The following is a 6,099-nucleotide window of genomic DNA, read 5'->3' as shown; positions in this document are numbered from 1 at the left end:
GGTTGCGGGCGATTATTGAGGAGGTGTTGTTGTCGGTGATGTATGAGGTGCCCAGTCGTGAGGATGTGGGTCAGGTGATCATTACGCGGGAGACCGTGATCGACAACGTCAACCCCACCATCGTCCCCCGCATCCGCTCCGACCGGGACGACGAGCGCCGCGACCGCTCTGCCTGATCCCGGGTAAAGACCACCCCGCCGCGGGACACACGGCCCGCCGCAACCCCCTCGCCCGCGCCCGCGGTGTGAGACTGCTGGGGGAGGTGGGCATATGGACGACACGACCACCCCGGCCGCCGGGGCCGAGCAGCTGTTCGAGGAACTGGTCAGGTCCGTGCACGGGTGCGCCCCGATCGAGGTCCTCGAAGCCGCCGGCCGCTACGGTGAGCGGATCGGACTCAGCAGCATCTCCGTGCACCTGGTCGACCTGCAACAGCGCCTCCTCGTCCCCCTGCTCGGCGGCCCGACGCTCAAGGTCGACTCCAGTGTGGCCGGGGAGGCCTACCGGTCCGAGACACTGCGGCTGGTCGAGGGCGGCGACGGCGAGCTGAGCCTGTGGCTGCCCCTGCGCGACGGCGCCGACCGCATGGGGGTCGTGCACATCAGCGCCCCCGTGCTCGACGAGTCCACGCTGCGCCGCTGCCACGCGCTCGCCTCACTGCTGGCCCTGGTCGTCACCTCCAAACGCGCCTACAGCGACACCTACGTCCGCCACACCCGCACCCAGTCGATGGACCTGCGCACCGAGATGCTGCGGGCCTTCCTGCCGCCCCGCACCCTGGGCACCTCGCGGGGCGTGTCCACCGCCGTCCTCGAACCCGCCTACCAGCTGGGCGGCGACGCCTTCGACCACTCGATCACCAAGGAGACCCTGCACGCGGCCATCCTCGACGCGATGGGGCACGACCTGGCCTCCGGGCTGACCGCGTCGGTGGCCATGGCCGGGGTCCGCAACGCCCGGCGCAACGGCGCCGACCTCGCCGACCTGACCGACAGCGTGGAGAGGGCACTCACCTCCTGGCTCCCCGACCGCTTCTGCACGGCCGTCTTCGCCTCCCTGAACCTGTCCACCGGGGAGTTCACCTGGGTCAACTGCGCCCACCCCACGCCCCTGCTCCTGCGGCGCGGACTCCTGCTGGAGGACGCCCTGGAGCGGCCCTCCGAGGTACCGCTCGGGCTCGGCGGTGTGCTCGGCGAGTCCGAGCCGCGCACCGTGCACCGGGTCCGGCTCGAACCCGGTGACCGGATCCTGCTCTACACCGACGGGGTGACCGAGGCGCACGACAGCCAGGGGCGGATGTTCGGACTCGAACGGTTCGCCGACTCCATCATCCGCGCCACCGCCGCCGAGGAACCCGCCCCGGAGACGCTGCGGCGCCTGATCCACGCCATCCACGACCACCAGCGCGGCAGCTTCACCGACGACGCCACCAGCATGCTGCTGGAGTGGCGCCCCGACGGCGGAGCGATGCCCCGGGTCGAGGGCTGCTGACCTCGCGGGCGGAGGCCGGCACCGGGTCACCACATGGCCAGGACCCGGCTGGGCCCGCCGGAGGCGTCCAGACCGGGCATGACCCCGACGCTGATCAGCGCCCCGCTCGGCGGCAGCTGTTCCAGACCGGTCAGCGACTCCAGCCCCCAGCGGTCGGCTCTGCCCACCACCTCGTGCGCGGGGAAGTCGGTGGAGTCGCCCGGGTCGGTGCTCAGCGTGTCCACACCCACCCCGACCACTCCGCGCCGCTCGATCAGGAACTCGCAGGCCTCGGGGCCGAACCCCGGGAAGTGCCAGGAGCCGTCCGCGGCCACCCCGCGCACCGCGTCGTCGCCCCGCGCCCACCGGGCGCTCCACCCCGAGTGCATCAGCACCGCCGCCCCCGCGGGGATCCGTCCGTGGGCGCGTTCGAAGGCCAGCACGTCGTCCACCGTCACCGTGGTGTCGGGGTCCTCGGCCGCCCGGGCGCGGATGTCGATCACCGCCGCCGGGGCGAGGAGTTCGTCCGGCCGGATGTCGGGGACCAGCCGCCCGCCGCCGATCACGTGCCCCGGCGCGTCCAGGTGCGTACCCGAGTGCTCGCTGAGCGTCCACTGCTGCAGGTAGAAGCCGAACCCGCCCTCGGGCACCGGCTCGCCCAGGTTCTCGCGCCGGGGTTTGTCCTCCCCCCAGGAGGGCATCGTCGGCGACAGGACGTGGCTGAGGTCGGCCACCCTGCGAAAGCCCGTGGGCCACGGGCGCGGCCGGCCCGGCGAACCGGGCGGTCCGGCGGGTCCCGACCCGGCCTCGCCGCTTCGCGAGCGGACGGTCTCACCGGTTCCGTTCAGGCACATGGGGTCCCTCTCGTCGTGTGCGTCGCTTCCCGTATGCCCGGCCGGCGGTGTCCGCCAACCTGTCCCCGCCCTCCTGTGGACGATTCCACGCCGCGGCCGCGGCCGCGGTCCGTGCCGGGCGCCGGGCGCGGAGCCGCTTTTCGGTGAGCCGTCCCCACCGGCGCGGAGGCGCTCCATGCCCCGGTCGGCGCCGCACACGCGTCGCGCCCGGCCGGAGCAGCTCCGACCGGGCGCGCGACCCGTCCGCCCGCGTCGCGCCCGGTTCCCCGGGCGCCGCGGCGCGGCCCTACTTCTTCCTGGACTCCTCCAGCCGAAGCGCGACGCCGACCGCGAAGAAGGTGGGTGCCCACTCGCCGATGAAGATCCCCCACCGGTCGGCGCGGTCCAGCCCGGTGTCCTCCTCCTTCTTCAGGGAGACCAGCCAGCTCACGAAGCTGAGGCCGATGGAGGCGACTCCGGCCCCGTAGGCCATCTCGGACGTGACACCCATCTCGGACAGTTTGGCGATCATGGTGCTCCTCGCGTTGGTGGTTGCCTCTAGAGGCACTTCCCGAGGAGATGCCGGACAAGCTCCATGGCAGGTCAAGGGTGTGTCAGGCGGAGGCAGGGAGAGGTGTGCGGGGCCCGCGTCCGGAGTTCAGAACTTTTGAAATCCCTACCGAGTGAGGTTAGACTAACCTTGGTTTTGCCGGGATCCTCCCGTTCTGTCCTCCGTGTTTCCCCCTCGGGGCGCCCCATGCGCGGAAACGGCCCGCCGGAACACGGTGCGGCCACTCCCCGTGACGAAGAAAGCAGTGTGAGCATGGCCTCCACCCTTCGCCGTGTCAGCGGCATCGCCTTCACCGCCCTCCTCACCGTCGGCCTCACCTCGTGCGGCAGTGCGGAGGAGGGCACCGGTGAGAGCGGCGGCGGCACCGCCGGCGGCCAGTTCCCGGTCAGCATCGACAACGCCCTGGGCACCGCCGAGATCCCCGAGCAGCCCGAACGCGTGGTCACCCTCGGCCAGGGCTCCGCCGAGACCGCCATCGCCCTCGGCGTCGTACCCGTCGGCGTCGAGAGCTACGAGTGGGGCAGCGACGACACCGGATACCTGCCGTGGATCCACGAGGCGGTCACCGAGGCGGGCGAGGAACCGCCCGCCCAGTTCACCGGCGCCGACGACATCGACTTCGAGGCGATCATCGAGCTGGAGCCCGACGTCATCCTCGCCCCATGGTCCGGTGTCACCCAGGAGCAGTACGACATCCTGAGCGACATCGCCCCCACGGTCGCCTACCCCGAGCTGCCCTGGAGCACCGACTGGGACCAGCAGATCGAGATCATCGGCGAGGCGCTCGGCCAGCCCGAGGAGGCCCAGGGCCTCATCCAGGACATCGAGACGCAGTTCGACGAGGCCGCGGCGGCCAACGAGCAGTTCGCCGACCTGACCTTCTCCTACGTCTACACCGACGGCCCCGGCACCCTCGGCGTGTTCCTGCCCGACGAGCAGCGCGTGGCCATGGTCCGCGGCCTGGGCCTGACCGTCGACCCGGTCGTGGAGACCTTCCCCGAGACCGAGGGCACCGACTCGGCCATCATCGGCCTGGAGAACGCCGACCAGCTCTCCGGGAGCGACCTGCTCTTCACGTTCTACACCGACCCCGAGACCCGCGCCGAGATCGAGGCCCAGGAGCTGTACGCGGCCATCCCCGCCGTCGAGAGCGGCGCCGTGGTCGCCTCCGAGGACAACTCCTTCGTCACCGCCTCCTCGATCATCAACCCGCTGACCGTCCCCTGGGTCATCGACCGCTACGTGCCCATGATCGAAGAGGCCGCCCAGAACATCGGGAACTAGTCCCTCCATGGTCAGGGCGAAGACATCCGCGGCCGCGCCCCGCACGCGTCCCGCCCGCACCGCGCTCATGCTCGGTGCGGGCGTCGCGGCCCTGGCGGGGGCGGTCCTGCTCAGCCTCGTCATGGGCAGCAGGCCCACACCGGTCGCCGACGTGTGGGCGGCGCTCACCGGCGGGGCGGACTCCTTCACCACCACGGTGGTGGAGAGCCGCTACCCGCGCACCGTCCTGGGGGTGGTGGCCGGGGCCGCCCTGGCCCTGGCGGGCACCCTCATGCAGGGCGTCACCCGCAACCCCCTCGCCGACCCCGGTCTGCTGGGCGTCAACGCCGGGGCCGCCGCCGCGGTGGTCACGGCCACCGCGCTGTTCGGCCCCACCTCGGTCACCGGAACGGTCTGGTGGGCGCTGCCCGGGGCCCTGATCGCGGGGCTGGCCGCCTACACGGTGGGCAGCCGCGGCGGCGACGGCGGCATGGTCCGCCTGGTCCTGGCGGGCGCGGTGGTCTCCGCCGTGCTCAACGCCTACGTCCAGGCGGTGGCCCTGAGCCTGCCCGAGACCTTCGACAGCTACCGCTACTGGGTGGTCGGCTCGCTGGCCGGGCGCGGCTACGACGTCATCCTGTCCGTGCTGCCGGTCGTCGGCGTCGGCGTCCTGCTCGCGCTCGTGGTCTGCGGCGGCCTCAACGCCCTGGCCCTGGGGGAGGAGGCCGCGATCGCCACCGGCGCCAACACGGTGTGGACCCGCTCGGCCGGGCTCGTCGCGGGTGCCCTGCTCGCCGCGGGGGCCACCGCGGCCGCCGGACCCATCGCCTTCGTCGGCCTGGCCGTGCCGCACGTGGTGCGCGCCCTGGTCGGCGTCGACTTCCGCGCGCAGGTGCCCTTCGCGCTGCTGGTGGGCCCCACCCTGCTGCTGCTCGCCGACGTCGTCGGCCGTACCATCGTGCGCCCCACCGAACTCATGGTCGGCGTCGTCACCGCGTTCGTCGGTGCTCCCGTCCTGTTGTACGCGGTCCGCAGGATGCGGAGTACCCCATGACCCGAACCACCCGTCCGACCCCGATCCCGACGGCCCCGGCCCGGCGCGAGCACGGGCGCACCCGACCCCCGGAGGCCTCCGAACCCGTGCTGAGGCTGGGCCCGGTCGCGCTGCCCCTCCACCCGCGCTCCCTGCTGTGGGCGGCCGGACTGCTGCTCCTGCTGGTCGCCGCCGCGGCCGCCACGCTCGCCCTCGGGCGGCTCGGCGTGCCCCTCACCCGCCTGCCCGCCGTCCTGACGGGCGGGGGCGAGGCCACCGAGGCCTTCGTGCTCGAACGGCTGCGCGGCCCCCGCCTGGCCGTGGCCGCGGGCACGGGCGTCGCCCTGGGCCTGGCGGGCACGCTCTTCCAGTCCGTCACCCGCAACCCTCTGGGCAGCCCCGACGTCATCGGCCTCGGCGCCGGAGCGGGGGCGGGCGCGGCCTTCGCCGCCCTCGTCCTGCCCGGGGTGCTCCCCGTGCCGCTGGGCGCCCTGGCCGGCGCCGCCCTGGCCATGGCCGTCGTGGCCATGGTGACCGGGACCGGGCTGCGCCACCCCGGCCGCCTGATCGTGGCGGGCATCGGGGTGGCCGCCATGGCACAGGCCTTCACCCACTTCGTCGTGTCCGTGATGGCCCGCGACCAGGCCAGCGTCCTGTCCGCCTACGTCAACGGCAGCCTGGGCGCCCGCTCCTGGGAACACGCCACCACCATCTGGGCGGTCCTGCTGTTGGCGCTGCCCTTCGTGGCGGCGCTGGCCGGACCGGTCTCCGTCAACGAGATGGGCGACGAACTCGCCGACTCCCTAGGTGTATTGACCACTGAGGTTGGTAACACCCACCCCACCTGACACACACAAAGAGGGCCTCCGGTAACGGTGTGGATTGCGACATCTACCACCGGACCGGAAGGCCCTCGATGCCCCACACTA

5 protein-coding genes and 2 pseudogenes are annotated in these 6,099 nt (G+C 72.8%); 5 read left to right on the top strand and 2 right to left on the bottom strand.

The features are described from left to right. Together HGB44_RS32320 and HGB44_RS31360 are read left to right on the top strand one after the other, a co-directional pair. Positions 1-176, top strand: a pseudogene (locus HGB44_RS32320) (ATP-dependent Clp protease ATP-binding subunit ClpX); the annotation flags it as partial. A gap of 94 nt (positions 177-270) precedes the next feature. Continuing rightward, positions 271-1,491, top strand: a complete 1,221-nt coding sequence (locus HGB44_RS31360) for a PP2C family protein-serine/threonine phosphatase (protein WP_061083720.1) — start codon at positions 271-273, stop codon at positions 1,489-1,491. A 26-nt stretch (positions 1,492-1,517) separates the two neighbouring features. Here the strand turns inward: HGB44_RS31360 and HGB44_RS31355 are convergent, their stop codons facing one another. Together HGB44_RS31355 and HGB44_RS31350 are read right to left on the bottom strand one after the other, a co-directional pair. After that, positions 1,518-2,324 (bottom strand): cyclase family protein, encoded by an 807-nt coding sequence (locus HGB44_RS31355; RefSeq protein WP_061083719.1) that lies wholly within the window; start codon positions 2,322-2,324, stop codon positions 1,518-1,520. 286 nt (positions 2,325-2,610) lie between these two features. Continuing rightward, positions 2,611-2,835, bottom strand: a complete 225-nt coding sequence (locus HGB44_RS31350; RefSeq protein WP_061083718.1) for a hypothetical protein — start codon at positions 2,833-2,835, stop codon at positions 2,611-2,613. Between the two features lie 291 nt (positions 2,836-3,126). Here HGB44_RS31350 and HGB44_RS31345 point away from each other — a divergent pair, with 291 nt between their 5' ends. The 3 genes and pseudogenes from HGB44_RS31345 to HGB44_RS31335 all read left to right on the top strand — a co-directional run. Then, positions 3,127-4,158 (top strand): iron-siderophore ABC transporter substrate-binding protein, encoded by a 1,032-nt coding sequence (locus tag HGB44_RS31345; protein WP_061083717.1) that lies wholly within the window; start codon positions 3,127-3,129, stop codon positions 4,156-4,158. Positions 4,159-4,165: 7 nt separating this feature from the next. Next, on the top strand, positions 4,166-5,191 hold the full coding sequence (locus HGB44_RS31340) for a FecCD family ABC transporter permease (RefSeq protein WP_061083716.1): 1,026 nt from the start codon (positions 4,166-4,168) through the stop codon (positions 5,189-5,191). Positions 5,192-5,277: 86 nt separating this feature from the next. Then, positions 5,278-5,979, top strand: a pseudogene (locus HGB44_RS31335) (iron chelate uptake ABC transporter family permease subunit); the annotation flags it as partial. Between the last annotated feature and the right edge of the window lie 120 nt (positions 5,980-6,099).

The organism is Nocardiopsis alborubida, from assembly GCF_012396365.1.
GTDB lineage: Bacteria > Actinomycetota > Actinomycetes > Streptosporangiales > Streptosporangiaceae > Nocardiopsis > Nocardiopsis alborubida.
The sequence above is the reverse complement of the archived record's forward strand: the minus strand, read 5'-3'. Positions and strand labels throughout refer to the sequence as shown.